Here is a 15,864-nt window from a genome sequence, read left to right as displayed (position 1 = left end):
CGCAAGGGTTCATTGTTCGGACAGTATCGCCTCGAGGGTCCGCATCGTCCGGGTCAGCCTGGTGTCGTGGCGCCTGATGAGCGACGTCGTGGAGACCGACATGGCGTCGTCGAGCGGTGCGAGCGCCAAGGTGTCGAGCGCATTATAGGTCCTTACCGCGCTTTCGGGGGCGATCGCGAACCCCATTCCGGCACCGACGCAGCCGAGGATGGTGTCGAGCGCGCCAAAGTCGCGGACCGGCGTGTCAGCTCTGCCCTTCTGGCGAAGCCAAGTCTGAGCCGCTACCCGGTAGCTGCACCCGTCACTGAAAGCTAGCAACACCCTGTCGGATGCGCCGGACGCTGCCGTGACAACCACCAGGGTTTCCGTGAAGACGGGGACGGCATGGAAACGGTCTGGATCGACATCGCCGACGACAAGCGCCGCATCGATTTCCCGTGTCCAGACCTTTCCGCTCAGAACGCCGGAGGAGCCGGTCACTAGGCGCAGTTCGGCTTTAGGCGCCCGGTCCGCGAGCGCGCGCAACACTGGCGGCAGGCGGCTTCCCGCCGTGGTCTCAAGGGCGCCGAGACGCAGAGGCGCCGCTTCGCCGGAGGCGTCGCGAAGATCCGAACGCACCGTCGCGACGTGCGACAGGATTTCGCGCGCCTGGGGCAAAAGCCGTTCGCCCAATGGCGTCAAGCGCGCACCTGCTCGCCCACGCTCGAAAAGGACGCCGCCAAGATCCTCCTCGAGCTTCTTGATCCGCTGCGTGATGTTCGACTGGACTGAATGGAGTCGTGTGCTCGCAGCTGAGAAGCTGCCGCCGTCTGCGACGGCAAGGAAAGTCTGGAGTTGTATTAGATCCATCTATCTCATTTAGAGAATTAAAGTTATCCATTCAATCATTATTATTGCGAAAAAGCTCATGCTAGGCCTTGGGGTGCAATGAGAGGGGCCCATCCGATGCCGACGTATGCCACCCGCAACAAAACCGCCGAACACCCGCCCGGCGTTGCCACGACCGTGGCGGATGCTGGCGGCCTTGGCCCGAGCGGCGCTGGCCATGGCGATGAGGAATGGTTGGCGGAGATCTTCGAGAATGCCGGCAATGCGCCGTTTGGTGTCAGGGGCATTCCATGGGCCGCTACCGGGCCCCCCGCGCGGAACCTGTCCTGCCTGATGGCCGGGCTGCCCCCGCTCATCGTGACCGGCTGGGATCTCGGGCTTTCGCCCCAGGTACAGGCGGCATGGTTCCGCGATCAGGCCATCGCCTGAACCGTCACCTTTTCCGTTTTCGTATCGCCGCTCCGAGACTGCGGCGCGTCCTCGAAGGCTGCCCCTTGCGGTCATGCGAACCCTTCAACCGAACTCCGAAAGGAACCTCATCGAATGCCTGCCATCGACATGAGCCAGCCCGACGCCTTCTGGCTCGCGCTGTCCGTCATTGCCGTTGCCCTCATGTGGGTGCCGCATATCTTGCAACTGATCGCGCAGGAGGGGCTCGTCACCGCTATCTGGGATCCGACACGCGAAACGCCGCACAAGGCCGCCTGGGCCGCTCGGGCACGGCGTGCTCACGGCAACGCGGTCGAGAACATCGCGGTTTTCGCACCCCTCGCGCTTCTCGTGCTGGCGACGGGCAACTCCTCTGCTCTCACCGCTGCCGCGGGCGCGGTGTTCTTTTTCGCGCGGCTTGTGCACTTCGTGTCCTACACGCTGGCTATCCCGGCACTGCGCGTGATCGCTTTCCTTGTCGGCTGGGCCGCGACGATGACCTTCGCCCTCGCGCTGTTTTAGGTCGTGGATGCGCGACCAGATGGCGGTGAGGGCCAGTCGATGAAGCCGGAGCAAATGGAGATTGACGGGCTGCGCAACGAAGTCGCGAAGCGCAAGTCGGAACGCGACATTTTACAAATGGCCGCGGCCCCAGCGCCCGGTCCCAGCACGATGAGGTGCAGACCGAGGATCTTTCTTGCGGACTGCTTGAACAGAGAACAGGGCGTAAGAACACAGCTGGTTACGAGACAATTACGCCCCCCCGGAAATCTTTGCGACAAGCCCAGTGTTACTAATATGTCTCATGGTTGCTGACGGGATACAGTGGTAATTTTCACCAAATACTGGCTGCAAAATAATGGTGCTACACTAAAAGGGCGTTTTTATTAGAGAGTTATCTCAATCAGTGAGGACGACGTCTGCAATATGGACCCTATCGGTATTTTGCATTCGCAGAGCACATCATCCCACTTGCACCCCGACGATGATTTTGTTCTCGGTAACATAATCGCGATGATGCAGCACTCCGCTGCCCTGATCGGGGTCTATGATGAGCAGGAACGCCTGCGATTTACCAACGAGTCCTTTCGCAAAGCCTACTACATACTCCCTGGTGAGGACCTGTGCTGGCAACAGCTGATGAGGCGGAACTTTGCCGCCAAGCGCGGCACGATCATCCAGTCGGATGACATCGATGCCTGGATCGCGTCGGTCAGGTCTCGACGTGGCAAAAACAAGGTCAGAACCTACGAAAGTGATCTACACTGCGGCGCCTACATCTGGGTGACGGAAACGATGCTGCCTAATGGGTGGATCATTTACGTCGGGACGGATGTCTCGGAATTGCGCCAGTCAGAACGCTGGCTTCGACAGGCTCGGGACGAAGCCGTCCGCGCCTCTTCCACAGATGAGCTGACGGGTGTTTCCAATCGCAGGCATATAATCTGCCAACTGGAAAGAATGCTGCCTTCCAGACCGGAAAAATTGCATAAGCCCAGCGAAGTCGCTGTCGAGGCGGGCGGAACCGTCGGCTTGCTGGACATCGACCATTTCAAGAAGATCAACGACACCTATGGTCATCAGACAGGTGACGAAGTTCTGGTCACCTTCGCCAGAGTTGTTCGAGAGACGATCAAGCTGCGTGATGCCTTTGGGCGTTTTGGCGGAGAAGAGTTCCTGATCCTGTTTCCCGGACAAAGCGTAAAGGCCGCCACCGCAACAATCGAACAGCTTTATGAAGCCATTTCCCAGGTTCGCCCGGTCAGGAATGCGCCTGACCTGATGATATCATTTTGCGTCGGCCTTACGCCTATCTTGACCAGCGATGATACATCCAGGATCTTTTCCAGATGCGATGCTGCCCTCTACGAAGCCAAGGAATGTGGCCGCAATCAACTGAAGGTTTTTGGTCAGTCTGACGTTGAGCAGGAAAGTGGGCGACAGACCCCGTTCGCAAGCTGTGATGGGCGGCAGACACTGGAACAGTAGCGGTTGGTCCCGACGGGATTTTTCCTGAAACGGCAGCTTTTTTCAGATCATCCGTTCGCAGCGATTGTCCGAAAGTGGCCCGATCCATACCGTTGCTTATAGCCCGTTCATCAACGACGACGTGTCTCAGCCCATTCAGTCGACATCAGGTCGACAAGGCAGCGTACCTTGGCAGGCAGGTAGCGCTTGCTGGAATAGACCGCCTGGATTGGCACGCTTTCGGTGTCGTGTTTCGAGAGAACTTGTTCCAGACGTCCATCGAGCAACGCTTCCTGCACAAGGAAGCTTGGGAGGTTGACGATGCCCACGCCGGCAATGGCGGCGTCTCTTATCGCCTCGCCACTGTCGAGCCGCAACCGAACACGGCCACTTATGCTTGCCCATGACCCGTCGTCATCGCGAAAGCGCCAAGGATGCCGCCTGGTCTCGCTGCGGAACACCACGCAGTCATGCGACAGCAGATCGTCCGGCTTCTCAGGCCGTCCGCGCAGGTCGAGATAGGACGGTGCGGCGCAGAAGATCCCGACATGGTGAGCGACCACACGTGAGATCATCTGGGAATCTGGGCTTCCAATCCCGATGCGCACGGCGAGATCGTATCCACCGTCCACCAGTTCCTCGACACGGTCACTGAAACTGACATCCACGCGCAGATCGGGCCATTTTGCCATGTAACGATGCAGGAGCGGCAGCACGTGCAGCCGTCCGAACGCAGTTGGCACGGTCAGGCGCAGCAGGCCGCTGGGTGTTCCGCGCTCTCCGCCAATGATCGCGTCGGTCTCCTCCAGAAGATGCAGAATGCGCTTGCAGTGATCGTAATAGAGCTTTCCCTCGTCGGTCATGCTCAACGCACGCGTCGTCCGGTTCAACAGCCGGGTCCCCAGGCGCTTTTCTGTGCGGGCAATTGCCTTCCCGACGGCCGACCGCGTCAGCCCGATCGCTCGACTGCCGCCGATGAAGCTACCGGCATCCACTGTGGCAATGAAGGCCCGTATCTCTTCCACGCTGGCAGGCATCGTGCATCTCCGCTGGCACCATAGACGGGAAATCAGTTCCCGAATATTTCCATTATAGAGACTAGTATTCTCTAGTCGAGGTGACAGGAGACGCAACACTTAAAGGTTCAAAATGCCCTTTTCTCCCATGGTTCAAGAACGTATTGCCGCTTGGAACGAAGCTTCCGCCTCCTTTGGTCCTCTTCTCCTTGAGGGGGAGGGGGATTGGGCGGCTGCGCGCGCCCAGTATCTGGACGTGCTATCCGCTCACCCAACGCCTGAAGGCGTCACGATCAGCCAAACCAACATGGGGGGCGTGCCCGGCACCGTGGTAACGCCTGACGAAGTCGAGAGCGGGCGTACACTCCTCTACATCCACGGCGGAGGTTATATTGCCGGAAGCCCGGCCGGGTATCACGGGCTCGCCGGGCATTTCGCGAAGCTGCTGAAGGCCGTCGTCTATATGCCGGACTATCGCCTCGCGCCGGAGCATCCGTTCCCTGCGGCAATCGACGACACTCTCGCGTCCTATCGATGGCTTCTGGAGGAAGGGAACCGCGCTGATCGGATCATGTTCGCGGGCGATTCCGCGGGGGGAGCCATGGTTGTGTCGGTGATGGTCGCTGCCAGGGATGCCGGTCTTCCCCTGCCGGCTGCCGGGGTCGCCATCTCGCCGTGGGCCAATCTGGAACATACCGGTGCATCCATGACCACGCGCGACGGGATCGATCCCACTGTCAGCCTGGCTGGTCTGGATCTTATGGCTGCCGCCTTCCTTCAGGGGGCGTCGAAGGCGCATCCTGCGGCGTCGCCGGTGTTTGCGGATGTCGCGGGCCTGCCGCCAATCCTCGTTCAGATTGGGGAGAGCGAAGTGATGCTGAGCGATGCGATCCGCCTCGCGGCGCACCTGGGCGAGGGGCAAGTGCGCGTCTCGCTGGAAATATGGCCTGAGATGTTCCATGTCTGGCACATGTTTGCCTCCGTCCTGCTTGAAGGCGCGCAAGCGTTGCAAAGTGCTCGGGCGTTTCTGGAAACCGCGTTGAGCCAGGAATAACGTCCGCTCCTAGCGGCTGCTCTCCGAAAGAACTTTTCGGAGAGCCGTTTTTCTTCCTGAGGCAAGGCGTCATTGACCGTCGAGCACTCGTTCAGCCCCCGCTGCGGACAAAGCGGACGTTGTTGCTACGACAAAGCGCGTTGGGTGCTATGTGCGTTCTATCGCTCGTCGCATGTTGATGCCTGTCGGCGTGAACCCCGCCGACAGATACAGGTTCTTTGCAATGCTGTTGTCTGCTGCAACACGGAGCCGAAATTCGGCAAACTCGGTTTCTGAGAACCACTCATCCAACGCTGCCAATGCAAGACGAGCAAACCCTTTTCCCCGATAAGGCGGCAGGATGGAAAAGTCGCTGATGAACACGGTTTGATTTTTCGCGTTCGGCTGGCACCAAAGATACCCGATCGGGGCGTCCGCGTTGTCCGTTGTTGCGACGATGCACAACAAAACCTGACCCGGCGTTTCGACGCCCTGCTCAAAGCTTTCGGCCACCGCCTGTGCGGCTTGTTTCGTGGCTGTCTGGATGTCCACGTCATAATTTGCAGAGATTTCAGTGGCATAGTCCGGAACGAAATAATCGACATAGCCCGGAAACTCGTCAGACCTCATTTTCCGAAGCTCAACCATCCTTGTGCCAATCTCCTGTCAAATGAGCGTGCCGTAGGGAGCAGCGTTCGTGGTGAAAACCGGACTACGTTCCGCACGCTCGATGGTCAAGTTCAAAACAAACCGCTGATACGCTGCTGCGGTGCGGTCCGCCGAAGCCGCCGTTCCTTGCATTTGCGAAGACGGGTGGCCGCCAGATGCCAGCATCGCGGACAATCCTGCTGCTCGATTTCCAACTTTCAAGGTCCGCTTTCGAACGCATAAGCGCAACAGAACTATCCGACAGCTTGAAGCTCCCGATCCTGCCGCGGTGATCTTCCAAATTTCCGGGAGTACTCCCGCGAGAATTGCGCTGAGCTTTCGTAACCCACGCCAAATGCGATCTCGGAGACCTTTGCTCGACTCGTCTTCAGATCATCCCTGGCTTTGAGAAGGCGCAGGTCTTTCTGATACTGGAGTGGGGATGTTCCTGTCACGGCCTTGAACTGCTCGAAGAAGGCCGAGTTGCTCATACCGACGCGGCGAGCGAGATCACCGACGACGATGGCGCCGGACAGATTCGATTGGATATCGCGCGTGGCCAAGAAAATGCGGCTTGCCGTGCTTTCGTGCCAGAGTAACCTTTGCAGCACGGGCGCTTGCGGTCCGATCAGAAGCCTTGCATGGATTTCCCGGGACGTGATCGGGGCCAGGAGTTGACGTGTCTCTTCAGCTTCGCACTGAAAGAAGTACCGAAGAAGAGCCTCATCCATGGAAGGGGCGGTGTCACACTGGCAGATCGAGAAGGGGTCAGACGACGCCCCCGAAGCCGGCAACATAGCAGGGGCCAGGGATCGTAACAGGTCAAGGTCGAGCGGAAAAACCAGGGCTATGTAGGGGCATTCCGGCGAGGCTTCGGTTATGCGAGAGACTACGGGCAGCGTGTGGCTCACAATCAGTGATTGTCCTGCTCGCACTGTTATCGTTTTGGTATTTGACCCAACTTGCTTTGCGCCTTGCAGAATGAGGCACAGCAAAGGCCGGTAAACCGTTGCGCTCAAACCAGTGGTCGCGTGGTGCCGTAGCAGGTGCGTACCGCTGCTGTTGTCGTGCATCGCCCCTTCACGGACCTCAGCTTGATCCAGCAGCGCCGTAACATGGTTGACCAATCCTGGACGTGTCATGGCGGCCTCCAATCTCTCGCGACTCGAATAGCACTACGCGTTCAAGAACTAAAACAAAACTCGGTTCGAATGGAGAAACAGGCAAGTTTTCCGGAATTTCGAGGAAGATTGGCGAAAAAATCGAGAGTAACGTCACCAAATTTAAGCCATGGGAGACATGACATGAAAACCATACTGATCACAGGAGCCTCTTCAGGCATCGGTGCAGCGACGGCCAGGCATTTTCAGGCCAACGGCTGGAACGTGATCGCCACGATGCGGAAGCCGGATGCTGCGGGTGATCTTGCCGAACTCGACAATGTGCACGTGGCCAAACTGGACGTGACCGACCCGGATACGATCGCCGGGGCCGTTGACGCCGGAATCGGCCGTTTTGGCCGAATTGACGCGTTGCTCAACAACGCGGGCTACGGGGCTTATGGCGCGCTGGAGGCCTTCTCGATGGAGCGCATAAGGCGTCAGTTCGATACCAATGTGATCGGTCTTTTGGAGGTGACGAAAACAGTGCTGCCGCACATGCGGGAAAACCGTGCGGGCACGATCGTCAATATCTCTTCCATCGGAGGGCAGATCACCTTCCCGCTGGGCACGCTCTATCATGGTACCAAATTCGCGGTCGAAGGCCTGTCCGAGGCGCTGCATTATGAACTCGAACCGCTTGGCATCCGGGTTTGCATTGTCGAGCCGGGCATGATCAAAACAAATTTCGGCGGCAGTTCCTTCGATTTTGCCATGGATGAAAGCCTGCCAGACTATGCGCCCACAGCCGAGGCCATGGGGCGCGTCTTTGGCAAGCTGGCGTCCAGCCCATCGGCGCCAGAAAGCGTTGCAGAGGTGATCTGGAGCGCCATCAACGATACAGGTGACCGTCTACGTTACCGCGCGGGAGCGGATGCCGAGGCGTTGCTGGACAGGCGCAAGGCGCAAGACGACGAGACTTTCATGGGCGGCATCAAAGAGTTGATGCGAGAAGGATAGCGATCCTTCCCAGGGGCCCAGAAATGTTTAGTTGTTGCTGGAAGCCGCAGCTCGGTGACGATTTGCTGGTGCAAGGCCTGCTCTCGCACTCGCTTCGAAGCAGTGTTTCGACGCGATGCGGCATGCTGGTAGTTTGGGCTCTAAGCGGACTTGCGGCGCCACAGCATCCCGATCCGGACCTTGGCTGGTGCCTGGTCGACACAAACGGCCCTTTGCTGCCGGTCATCCAACTCGATGTCGCTGCGGTGCGGCCAGTCGCAGGAGACATTCATTGCAACTGCTCAACCAGATAATTCGGCAAGGTCGGCAATGCGGGACGAAGCGGACTTTCGCCAGTCAGATCCCAATGTCCGATAACAAAGCTGGTACGTGGTTAAGGCCCGCCAGGGGGGCTTCTGCAACTCGGCTCATTCGATCCAGGCCGAACGTTCGCAATGCGGCCCCACCGCGATCACACAAGCCGCCAGCGATTATGGACAACACTTGAAAATCCGACTACGCCACTGGTATCGCGAAAAAAGAAATTGGACTCTGTCATTGGATCATCCCCGGACTTCCGCATCCCATTCCAAGCTCCTCAAGATCGTCGTGATGAATGACCTTCACCTCGTTGCGCCCGGCACCCGACGACCCAATATGGACACTACCGCCCGTTTTGCAGTTGCCTTGAGGAGCGCTGCCGCACGGCACGGCGACGCAGATTTGTGCGTCTTCGCCGGGGACATCGCCGATCAGGCCGAGCCCGAGGCCTACCGGCTCTTTGATAGTCTGCGCAGGGCTTTGCCGATCCCTCAATGCGTTACACTGGGTAACCATGACGACCGTAACGTCTACCTGACTTATGCGGAGAACTTCGAGACCGATCCGAACGGTTACGTGCAGTGTCGTAGGGATATCAAAGGGCATTGTGTGCTCGTGCTCGACAGCTCCGAACCGGGTCATGAGCGTGGTGGCTTCCCTGCGCCGAAGCTGGCTTGGGTGGCCGAACAACTCGCAGATGCGCGCAGGTCTGGACTAAAGGTGATTGTCATCCTCCACCATAATCCTGCGGCCCTTCAGATGCCTGTCGACACCTATCGTCTCAGCGCACCGAGCGACCTCCTCGCGGTATTGAAACAAAGCGGTGCTGATATTCTTCAGGTCATCGCAGGGCATTGCCACATCTCGTCGGCGGGCAGCTGGGGAGGCCTCCCCTGCGCCACGCTCGCGGGAAACCATCATCGCGTCGAGCCTTTCCTTCGCGGTCGGACTGGACGCCAGCAGTGTTACGAAGGACCGGCGCACTATGGTGTCGTCGTGTCTAACGGGTCCGACTGTGCCGTCCACTTCGAAGCCTATGTCGGTGAGGCTGACCCAATGGATGGTACGCTTTTTCCGAGGAAGGTGGACCAGGCTTTCGAAGAAGCCGGATGAGCTGCCGTTGGTCGCCGTGGTATCATCGCGCACAAGCGACACTTCCGCCGAAACCGCCGTTCCATGCATTTTTGCAGCACTGGTCAAAGTGGGCTCTAATCGGACTTGCGGCGTCGCAACAATGATCGCAGCGACCAATTTTGCGCCAGCGTCGTTCACGGCCTCACCGGTCATCCACTCGTTGATACGCTGCTGCGGTGCGGTCCGACGAAGCCGTCATGTGTCGCAAGTTTTTGAATGGCGGCTTTGCGATCGTTTTTGCACGAACCGGTTCTATCCTCCGGTTCCACGGCGAAACGGTAACATCAGGACTGAATAAACCTGGCGATAGTCAGGCAACTTCGTTTTCGGATCGGTTCCCAATTCGCGTGGTGGTGTTCCAGGGCGGTAAACGAACGTGCCGAAAATCTGATCCCAGACCGTTAGCGTCGCGCCATAGTTTTTCGCCTCGCTCACATTCGCGGAGTGGTGATACCGGTGAACCTCGGGGCCGACGAAGACATAATTGGCCCAGCCAAGGCGCAGATCGACATTGAAATGACTGATGATGCCGTGAAAGGCATTGACCACCAGAAAGATCAAGACAGCCTCGGGTCGATACCCCATGAGCCAGATCGGCACGATGATCGTCATGCCCTGAACGAACACCGCGTTGAACGGGTGCAGCACTGCGTGCATCAGCAGATAGAGCCGGTCGGGCAGATGGTGGGCGGCATGGATTTGCCACAAAACCCGACCGATCGGCCCGCGGAGTTCGTGCATGGCCCGATGGATATGGTAGTTTAGAATTTCAAAAACGAGGAACAGAACCGGCACCTGAATCCAGAGCGGCCAGTCGCGGGCGAGGCCGTCCCCTTGTCCCGAAATGGTGATGGACAGCATCGCGAGCCCTGCGGACAGGAGCCCGACCGTTCCCCCGGAAAGACCAATATAGATGAAGTCGGGCAGCAAGTTGCGCCACGTCATGGACCAGCGCCGGTCCATTGGAAAGGTCAGCTCGAGAACGAGATATGTCAGAAAGAGCGGCAGGGTGATCAGGACCCATGCGGGCCGTTCGTCGACCTTCATCTGAAGGAAGTACCAAAGACCGAAAATGATCCAGGCCCACGAGGCGGGATAGAGGCCCCAGCGGATGATCCGGCGGGGCAGGCTATTGTCGTTCATTCCAGATACTCCTTGAAGTCTCGGACACATGTCCGATAGCGTTCGCTACGCAAACGGATGACCTAGGACCAGACCGGGAGGAGACTTTCCGGACAGAGCGGAGGCGATGTGTCCGAAGACCCGCGCGCAGCGCATACGAAATCGGCTCTCAAGCAGGCCCTTATGAAACTGCTGGAGCAGGACAACTGGGGCGGGATCACGATCGTCGGGATATGCCGCCGTGCCGGGGTGGCGCGGTCGTCCTTCTACGAACATTACGGCACCAAGTCGGATCTGCTGGACGAAGTTTTTTCCGACAACATGGCCAAGATCCGCCCTTCGACCAATCCGAACGGAGCACTCGCAACGTTGGACTGGCTCGTCGATCACGTCGCGGAGGCGCCCGAATTCTTTGCCCATGCCATGCAGGGCGGGCGGGGCGATGCGCTCTTGCCACGTTTCCGCGAGGCGCTCATTCAACGATTGTCAGAAGAACTGGCAGCACGGAGCATTTCGGACGCCAGAGTGAAAGCCGCCTATGTGGTCGGCGGGTCAATGGCTTATCTCGCGGAGAACGACCCGGGCGCTACCCGTGAATTCATTCAGGAACTGGCCAGACGCTTGATCAGATAGGCCCGGCAAGAAACAAGCCCTGCGCCAAGCCAAAGAAATCAGATTGCGGACGTTCACTTTCGCCGCAGCGTTGGCCAAGATGGGCTCAAACCCGCCTTGCGGCGGTGCGGCGTGCCGATCCTGACACTGTCTGATGCCTGGCCGATACAAATGGCTCGGAGCGGAAATTTATAACCATTAATCCAATGGTTCCTTCGTGCCCCAATTCGGACATCGGAAGCCCAGTCGCAGGTTTCGAAAGCTGTTGTTCTCGCACTGGCAGGTCGAAGCTGGACTGACCAAATCGGTGCGTTATCCGGGGGGGAGGGGCAGCGAAAAATACCCCTAACAGTTTGAAACAAATGACTTAACTCCAGCAACATGCTTTCCGATTGAAAACCCCGGGAAGGATCCTTGCGGCCCTTTTCATTGCTGGCTTTGGGGGGTATCCAGACAAGATGCAACCCGCCTGTTCTGTCTCTCGTGGAAATCTCATGCCAATCGCGCCGACGCCACTCGAACGTATCTATTTGCTATGGGACAACCTGGCCGACCACGACGTCGGGGATATCCACGCTTCCCGCAGGTTCCTGCTCGAGACGATCTGCGGCCTCATCGACGCACAGAACGCGGATTGGATCGGCTGTGTGCGATTGAACTCGCCCCAGTCGCGCGATCCAATGAAGGGCTGGCGCCCGCGCACGCTGTTCACGCTGAACCCGTGTGATCACACCAATGCGGCGATTGACGCGGCTTTCGAGGAGATGGAAAAGGGCGAGCCGGACATCACCACCACGCGCAACGTGGAGCTGGCCGGGACGTTCCGGGTCCTCAGCCTGAAGGAGCTGGCCACGCCGGAGTGGTTCGAAGGGCCTTCCTACAAGAACTACTACAAGGCGCTCGACCGGCAGGATTCCCTCTGGGCCGGCATCCCGATCAACGAGGATGCGGAAATCCAGATCGGTTTTCATCGCAGCTTCGCCAGCAAGCCGTTTACCGCGGACGATCAGGAAATCGTCTCCCATGCGCTGCGCGGCATACGCTGGTTCTTCAAGCACCAGATGCTGGGCGAAGGCGTTGGCGTGGCAACCGCGCCGCTGACCCCGGTCGAGCAGCAGGTATTGCAAGGTCTGCTGCTTGGCCTGACGGAAAAACAGATCGCCGAGCAGAACAACCAGAGCCCGCATACCACCCACGACCATGTGAAGCGGATCTTCCGCAAATACGGCGTGTCCAGCCGTTCGGCGCTGATGGCGCTCTGGCTTGGCAAGGGATTGATTTGAAACAATAACCCCTAAACAGGGGATAGCGCGTCACCTCAAGCAGCGGCAAAAAGCTGTCTCGGACCATGCCTCGCGAAATATGTCAATCGCGGGGCCGGCGCGCACAGCAACGGCCTCCTTGCATCGGCATGGTTCCACCTGAAACCAGCAGGGAGGTCCCATGCCCCGATTTGACGCCCTCTCAGCTCCTGCGAGCCTGAAGCGCCACACCGCGTGTGCCTCCTTGCCGTTGTCTGCCTGCTTTTGTCGCTGAGACCTTGATGAAAACCATTTCCGCTCATTGCATTCTGCCGCGGCTGTCGGCCCGGCTCCGCCTCTCCACCGCCCTTTGCGCCGCCACCCTGCTTGTCGCGCTGCCTCACACAGCCAGAGCCGCTACCTATACCGTCACGGAAGCAACCGATGACGGCAGCGGCACTGTCGCCGGGTCTTTGAGCTGGGCCATTGCCAGCGCAGGCGCCAGCGGGGACGTGATCGAGATCGATCCTGCGGTCTCGACCATTACCGTGTCCGGAACATTGCCGGCCTTTGCACAGGACGTCACGGTTCGGGCGAGCGCTCCGGTCGAGATCTCCGGCTCGCCACTCGCGGCGAGTGACACATCGCTTGTCCTGTCTGGCGTGTCCTCCACGAACGCGCTTGCTTCCGCCTTGTTGGGCACGCTGGCCGGCGAGGCAGGGGCGAGCGGTGTCAACGGCCCGGCTAGCGTCAGCGGTACGGCAGGAGAGGCGGGCGCCAGCGCGCTCTCTGGAAGCGGGTTTTCCCTGACCCTGTCCGGCTCGGTAACCGGCGGTAATGGCGGTGCGGGCGGCAGCGGCGGCGACGTCGACCCTTTCGCTCCTCTCCTCGAATCGCCGGGCAACGGTGGCGACGGCGGCAACGGTGCGGCGGCGTTTTCAGGCAGCGATTTCAAACTCGAAAACCAAGGCGCGATAACGGGTGGAAGCGGCGGCAACGGCAGGGGTGGCGGCTTCGCAATTTATGAAGATGGCGGCAGAGGTGGCAACGGCGGCGCGGGTGGCGCGGGGATTGCGGGCACGGGTCTCGTCATTGAAAACAGCGGAATGATCGCCGGCGGTGCGGGCGGCCACGGGGGCGGAGGCGGTCGCTCCTTCAATCACAGTACCGGGCGTGCCGGAAGCGTAGGTGTTGGCGCAGCCGGCATCACGGGATCAGGCCTGACCATCGTCAACAAAGCGACGATTTCCGGAGGGCTCTCCGGCGGCGGCGTTCGCGCCAATGCCATCGAATTCACCTCAGGCACTAATATTCTGGAGCTGAGAGCGGGTTCGATGATCATCGGCAATGTCGTCGCGGGCGGCACCAGCGACACGCTTGTTCTGGGAGGCGATACCAGCCCGGCCGCAAGTTTCGATGCCGGAGAAATCGGCACCAAATACACCGGCTTCGAAGTCCTGTCGAAGACAGGCAACTCCACATGGACCCTGACCGGTACGAGCACCCATACCGTCAACACGACGGTCGAGGCCGGCACCTTGCAGGCTGGCTCGGCTGGCGCATTCGCCGCAAACACGGTCTACACGGTCAATGGCGGCACACTCGACCTCAACGGGTACGATCTTGGGATGTCGGCGCTTTCCGGTACCGGTGGAACCGTTTCGTTGGGCAGTGCGGGGCTCACGGTGAACCAGTCGGGCACCACAACATATGGCGGGGCAATCAGCGGCACCGGTTCGCTGACCAAATCCGGTGCGGGTACGTTGACCCTGACCGGGGCGAACACGCACACCGGGGGTACCACGGTTTCCGGCGGCAGGCTGGTGGTCAACGGGCGCATCGGCGCCACGACCCTTAACGGCGGCACCGTGGGCGGGTCTGGCACACTTGGTAATGTGACCGCCAATTCCGGCAGCACGATCGCGCCGGGCAATTCCATCGGCACTCTCAATGTCGCCGGCAACGTTTCCTTTGCCGCTGGCTCGACCTATGACGTGGAAGTCGATAGCGCCGGGAACTCCGACAAGATCGCCGCCACCGGGACCGTGACCATCGACAGTGGCGCCGCAGTCAAAATTCTGGCGGAAAACGGTACAGACGATGGCTCCAGCTATGCTCCGTTCACCACATACACAATCATAACCGCAGGCACAGCTGTTACCGGCACGTTTGGCACGGTCAACGAGAACTTTGCTTTCCTCGATGCCGAGCTGTCCTATGGCGCCACCTCGGTGACCCTGGATCTGATCCGCAACGACATAAGCTTTGCCGATGTGGCGCGCACCACCAACCAGCGGGCGGTGGCAGGCTCCCTCAGTGGGCTTGCCTCCACCAGCGATTTCTACCGGGTTGTCGCGGGCCTGAACGAGACCCAGGCACGGCGCGCCTATGACAGCCTGTCAGGCGAGATCCATGCCTCGCTGCCGTCCATGTTCCTAAACGACAGTGCCCGGCTGCGCGACACGGTGACCACCCGCATCCATGATGCCTTTGCCGGCTTTTCGGAGGTGCCCGAGATCGCCTTCAACGGTCCGGTCGGCCCGCGGGGTCCAGGTCTGGGCACCGGTTCAGGCTTTAACCTCAGCACCTGGGGCAGCGCCTACGGGGCCTATGGCAAGCTCGACGGTGATGGCAATGCAGCCACGCTCTCGCGCAGCACCGGCGGCGCCCTCATCGGGCTTGAGGCAACCGCCTGGCCCCAGGCCCGCTTCGGGGTGCTGGCCGGTGTCGGCCAGAGCCAGGCCAGCGTTTCCGCGCGATCTTCCTCAGCGGATGCGAACAGCTACACCCTTGGCGCCTATGGCGGGGTGCGGCTTGCCGACCTCGGTCTCACCTTCGGCGCCGCCTACAGCTGGCACGATGTGTCAAGCGAGCGGGCCGTTGCCGTAGGCAGCCTGAAGGACACGCTCACCGCCGACTACTGGTCCCGGACCGCGCAAGTCTTCGGCGAAGCCTCCTATGCCCTGGAAACACCCTGGCTGCAGGTCTCTCCCTTCGCCGGACTGGCGCTCCTGCATCAGCAGACCGACGCTTTCCAGGAGCAGGGTTCCGCCACCCTGGCGCTCACCGGGGACGGCTCCAGCCAGCTTCTCGGCTCAAGCACGCTCGGCCTTCGCATGTCGAAAACGCTTGCGACCACCGACGGTGTCTCGGTGGCTCTCACCGGGGCCTTGGGCTGGCGCCACGCCATAGGCGATCTGACGCCCGATCAGCGCATGGCCCTGTCCGGACTTGATCCCTTCACGGTTCAGGGCGTGCCCCTCGACCGGGACACAGCCCTTGTCGAGGCAGGGCTTGCCCTCAGCATCACCGACCGCACCACCCTCGGCCTTTCCTACCAGGGAGCCTTCGGGGAAAACGCAAGCGACCAGGGAGCAAACGCAAGAGTCAATATCAGCTTCTGAGGGGCTTCT

The 15,864-nt window shown here is 59.9% G+C and carries 14 protein-coding genes; 9 read left to right on the top strand and 5 right to left on the bottom strand.

From position 1 onward, the window contains the following. Window positions 1-9: 9 nt before the first annotated feature. Entirely contained in the window at window positions 10-849 is an 840-nt protein-coding gene (locus tag AC2A6O_RS13570; protein WP_498927775.1) for a LysR family transcriptional regulator, read from the bottom strand. Window positions 850-945: 96 nt separating this feature from the next. On the opposite strand from AC2A6O_RS13570, the gene AC2A6O_RS13565 reads away from it, so the two are divergent. From AC2A6O_RS13565 to AC2A6O_RS13555, 3 genes are all read left to right on the top strand, one after another. Continuing rightward, window positions 946-1,257 carry a hypothetical protein gene (locus AC2A6O_RS13565; protein ID WP_498927773.1) on the top strand — a complete coding sequence of 104 codons (312 nt, stop codon included), beginning with the start codon at window positions 946-948 and terminating at the stop codon, window positions 1,255-1,257. A gap of 114 nt (window positions 1,258-1,371) precedes the next feature. Continuing rightward, window positions 1,372-1,779 carry an MAPEG family protein gene (locus AC2A6O_RS13560; protein ID WP_498927771.1) on the top strand — a complete coding sequence of 136 codons (408 nt, stop codon included), beginning with the start codon at window positions 1,372-1,374 and terminating at the stop codon, window positions 1,777-1,779. Window positions 1,780-2,271: 492 nt separating this feature from the next. Beyond that, on the top strand, window positions 2,272-3,246 hold the full coding sequence (locus AC2A6O_RS13555) for a GGDEF domain-containing protein (RefSeq protein ID WP_498927769.1): 975 nt from the start codon (window positions 2,272-2,274) through the stop codon (window positions 3,244-3,246). A 110-nt stretch (window positions 3,247-3,356) separates the two neighbouring features. Here the strand turns inward: AC2A6O_RS13555 and AC2A6O_RS13550 are convergent, their stop codons facing one another. Beyond that, complete coding sequence (locus AC2A6O_RS13550) at window positions 3,357-4,262, bottom strand: LysR family transcriptional regulator (RefSeq protein ID WP_498927767.1); 906 nt, start codon at window positions 4,260-4,262, stop codon at window positions 3,357-3,359. A gap of 127 nt (window positions 4,263-4,389) precedes the next feature. Here AC2A6O_RS13550 and AC2A6O_RS13545 point away from each other — a divergent pair, with 127 nt between their 5' ends. Continuing rightward, window positions 4,390-5,295 (top strand): alpha/beta hydrolase, encoded by a 906-nt coding sequence (locus AC2A6O_RS13545; protein ID WP_498927765.1) that lies wholly within the window; start codon window positions 4,390-4,392, stop codon window positions 5,293-5,295. Window positions 5,296-5,442: 147 nt separating this feature from the next. Here AC2A6O_RS13545 and AC2A6O_RS13540 read toward each other — a convergent pair whose 3' ends face one another. Together AC2A6O_RS13540 and AC2A6O_RS13535 are read right to left on the bottom strand one after the other, a co-directional pair. After that, on the bottom strand, window positions 5,443-5,922 hold the full coding sequence (locus AC2A6O_RS13540) for a GNAT family N-acetyltransferase (RefSeq protein ID WP_498927763.1): 480 nt from the start codon (window positions 5,920-5,922) through the stop codon (window positions 5,443-5,445). 254 nt (window positions 5,923-6,176) lie between these two features. After that, window positions 6,177-7,064, bottom strand: coding sequence for an AraC family transcriptional regulator (locus tag AC2A6O_RS13535; RefSeq protein WP_498927761.1), 888 nt, complete (start codon window positions 7,062-7,064; stop codon window positions 6,177-6,179). Between the two features lie 162 nt (window positions 7,065-7,226). Here AC2A6O_RS13535 and AC2A6O_RS13530 point away from each other — a divergent pair, with 162 nt between their 5' ends. Next, a complete protein-coding gene (locus tag AC2A6O_RS13530; protein ID WP_498927759.1) occupies window positions 7,227-8,042 on the top strand; it encodes an SDR family oxidoreductase in 816 nt (271 codons plus the stop codon). Window positions 8,043-8,411: 369 nt separating this feature from the next. Continuing rightward, window positions 8,412-9,455, top strand: coding sequence for a metallophosphoesterase (locus AC2A6O_RS13525; protein WP_498927757.1), 1,044 nt, complete (start codon window positions 8,412-8,414; stop codon window positions 9,453-9,455). A 273-nt stretch (window positions 9,456-9,728) separates the two neighbouring features. On the opposite strand, the gene AC2A6O_RS13520 is transcribed toward AC2A6O_RS13525, so the two are convergent. Beyond that, on the bottom strand, window positions 9,729-10,619 hold the full coding sequence (locus AC2A6O_RS13520) for a sterol desaturase family protein (protein ID WP_498927755.1): 891 nt from the start codon (window positions 10,617-10,619) through the stop codon (window positions 9,729-9,731). Window positions 10,620-10,727: 108 nt separating this feature from the next. On the opposite strand from AC2A6O_RS13520, the gene AC2A6O_RS13515 reads away from it, so the two are divergent. The 3 genes from AC2A6O_RS13515 to AC2A6O_RS13505 all read left to right on the top strand — a co-directional run bounded on the left by AC2A6O_RS13515 (window position 10,728) and on the right by AC2A6O_RS13505 (window position 15,855). Further along, entirely contained in the window at window positions 10,728-11,231 is a 504-nt protein-coding gene (locus AC2A6O_RS13515; protein ID WP_498927753.1) for a TetR/AcrR family transcriptional regulator, read from the top strand. 473 nt (window positions 11,232-11,704) lie between these two features. After that, the gene (locus AC2A6O_RS13510) at window positions 11,705-12,493 is read left to right on the top strand and encodes a helix-turn-helix transcriptional regulator (protein ID WP_498927751.1); all 789 of its coding nucleotides are present in this window, start codon (window positions 11,705-11,707) and stop codon (window positions 12,491-12,493) included. Between the two features lie 260 nt (window positions 12,494-12,753). Beyond that, window positions 12,754-15,855, top strand: coding sequence for an autotransporter outer membrane beta-barrel domain-containing protein (locus AC2A6O_RS13505; protein WP_498927749.1), 3,102 nt, complete (start codon window positions 12,754-12,756; stop codon window positions 15,853-15,855). Window positions 15,856-15,864: the final 9 nt, after the last annotated feature.

Source organism: Labrenzia sp. ATLA3 (genome assembly GCF_057180185.1).
This window is presented reverse-complemented; position numbering and strand designations above follow the sequence as displayed.

What these genes read in the sequence shown, in the direction of transcription:
- AC2A6O_RS13540 (WP_498927763.1), bottom strand. Translation starts at nt 5,922, where the DNA reads ATGGTTGAGCTTCGGAAAATGAGGTCTGACGAGTTTCCGGGCTATGTC.
- AC2A6O_RS13555 (WP_498927769.1), top strand. Translation starts at nt 2,272, where the DNA reads ATGATGCAGCACTCCGCTGCCCTGATCGGGGTCTATGATGAGCAGGAA.
- AC2A6O_RS13530 (WP_498927759.1), top strand. Translation starts at nt 7,227, where the DNA reads ATGAAAACCATACTGATCACAGGAGCCTCTTCAGGCATCGGTGCAGCG.
- AC2A6O_RS13545 (WP_498927765.1), top strand. Translation starts at nt 4,390, where the DNA reads ATGGTTCAAGAACGTATTGCCGCTTGGAACGAAGCTTCCGCCTCCTTT.
- AC2A6O_RS13565 (WP_498927773.1), top strand. Translation starts at nt 946, where the DNA reads ATGCCGACGTATGCCACCCGCAACAAAACCGCCGAACACCCGCCCGGC.
- AC2A6O_RS13535 (WP_498927761.1), bottom strand. Translation starts at nt 7,064, where the DNA reads ATGACACGTCCAGGATTGGTCAACCATGTTACGGCGCTGCTGGATCAA.
- AC2A6O_RS13505 (WP_498927749.1), top strand. Translation starts at nt 12,754, where the DNA reads ATGAAAACCATTTCCGCTCATTGCATTCTGCCGCGGCTGTCGGCCCGG.
- AC2A6O_RS13520 (WP_498927755.1), bottom strand. Translation starts at nt 10,619, where the DNA reads ATGAACGACAATAGCCTGCCCCGCCGGATCATCCGCTGGGGCCTCTAT.
- AC2A6O_RS13570 (WP_498927775.1), bottom strand. Translation starts at nt 849, where the DNA reads ATGGATCTAATACAACTCCAGACTTTCCTTGCCGTCGCAGACGGCGGC.
- AC2A6O_RS13510 (WP_498927751.1), top strand. Translation starts at nt 11,705, where the DNA reads ATGCCAATCGCGCCGACGCCACTCGAACGTATCTATTTGCTATGGGAC.
- AC2A6O_RS13550 (WP_498927767.1), bottom strand. Translation starts at nt 4,262, where the DNA reads ATGCCTGCCAGCGTGGAAGAGATACGGGCCTTCATTGCCACAGTGGAT.
- AC2A6O_RS13560 (WP_498927771.1), top strand. Translation starts at nt 1,372, where the DNA reads ATGCCTGCCATCGACATGAGCCAGCCCGACGCCTTCTGGCTCGCGCTG.